The sequence below is a fragment of the Aurantimonas sp. A2-1-M11 genome (genome assembly GCF_036549475.1).
Lineage (GTDB): Bacteria > Pseudomonadota > Alphaproteobacteria > Rhizobiales > Rhizobiaceae > Aurantimonas.
Map to the genome: position 1 here is coordinate 1 of NZ_JAZHLI010000187.1, position 1,567 is coordinate 1,567.

Here is a 1,567-nt window from a genome sequence, read left to right on the forward strand (position 1 = left end):
CTTGCGATTACCCATAAATCGGCGTGACTGCTGATCTGGCTCCGGGCCAAAGTTCTTGAATGGGAGGAATCGCTTGTGATTCCTGTGTGAGCACCTGTTGATTCGGAGGTGCTCGATGAAGGGAAGGAATGAGCGGCGATCTGCCAGCATGGGGCATTGGTCGGAAGGCGAAGCGGATGCCACAGCGTTCAGCGACGTGCGTCTCGGCCGCCGGTTTGCCGATCTGCTTCGCCGTTTCGGCGACCGGATAGGTGCGACGATCCCGCTGGCCTGCCAAGACTGGGCGAACACCAAGGCGGCCTACCGGTTCTTTGCCAATCCGAACGTCGAGGAAGGACAGATCCTCAGCGGCCACTTCGAGGCGACGAAGACGCGCTATACCGCGTGCGAAGGCCCGGTTCTCGTCCTTCAGGACACCACCGAGTTCACCTACCAGCGCCGCGATCCGCATGCCGTCGGCTTCACCAAAAGCGTCAACAGCGGGCGCGACAAGAAGGGCCGCCTGCGTCATCACGCGGTCTGCGGGATCCTCATGCATTCCAGCCTGGCCGTCACCGTGGAGGGGCTGCCGCTCGGCCTTGCGGCGGTCAAGTTCTGGAACCGCGAGAAATTCAAGGGTACCGCCCAGCTCAAGCGCAAGATCAATCCGACGCGTGTGCCGATCGAGGCGAAGGAAAGCATCCGCTGGCTCGACAATCTGCGCCAGTCACTGGCCCTGCTCGGCCAGCCGGAGCGATGCATTCATGTCGGAGACAGGGAAAGCGACATCTACGAACTCTACTGCCTCGCCCGTGAGCTCGACACCCATTTCGTTGTGCGCACCGTCGTTGATCGGCTTGCCGGCGACGGTGATCACACGGTGGCGGCGGAGATGCTCAATGCCCCAAGCGCGGGCGAGCACGCGATCGATGTGCGCACCGATGGCGACACGGTCGAGCGCATCACGTTCGACATCCGCTACAAGCGGATCCGAGTCTGTCCGCCGATCGGCAAGCAGAAACGGTATCCATGCCTTGACCTGACGGTGATCCACGCGGCGGAGATCGGAACGCCGAACGGCCGTAAGCCGATTCTCTGGAAGCTCGTGACAGACATCAACGTGAATTCCCTTGAAGAGGCTGTCGAGAAGCTCCGTTGGTACGCCATGCGCTGGAAGATCGAGGTCTTCCACAAGGTCCTCAAATCAGGATGCTGTGCAGAGAACGCCAAGTTGCGTACCGCCGACCGTCTCGCCAACCTTCTGGCACTTTTCAGCATCGTCAGTTGGCGGGTGCTGTGGATGACCATGATCGCCCGCGCCGAGCCCGATGCTCATCCGTCCGCGGCCCTGACGCCATCAGAAACCGCCATCCTCGACCGCCTCATTCCCGATACCGGCAACCGAGGCGCAAAGCCGAATACGCTCCAACTCTACATGACGAAGCTCGCTCGTCTTGGCGGCTATCTGGCCAGGAACTCTGATCCGCCTCCCGGAAACACCGTCATGTGGCGGGGATGGCGACGGCTCATCGACATCCAGATCGGAGCCGAAATCCACCAAGGCCGAACTTATGGGTAATCGCAAGCC

At 61.3% G+C, this 1,567-nt stretch carries 1 protein-coding gene; it reads left to right on the forward strand.

Annotated elements, in window-relative coordinates; genetic code table 11:
- The first annotated feature begins 148 nt into the window (after positions 1-148).
- Positions 149-1,558, forward strand: a complete 1,410-nt coding sequence (locus VQ042_RS25505; RefSeq protein WP_331823037.1) for an IS4 family transposase — start codon at positions 149-151, stop codon at positions 1,556-1,558.
- Positions 1,559-1,567: the final 9 nt, after the last annotated feature.

Excerpts from the sequence above, each read along its gene's own strand:
- VQ042_RS25505 (WP_331823037.1), top strand. The coding sequence starts at position 149 with ATGGGGCATTGGTCGGAAGGCGAAGCGGATGCCACAGCGTTCAGCGAC.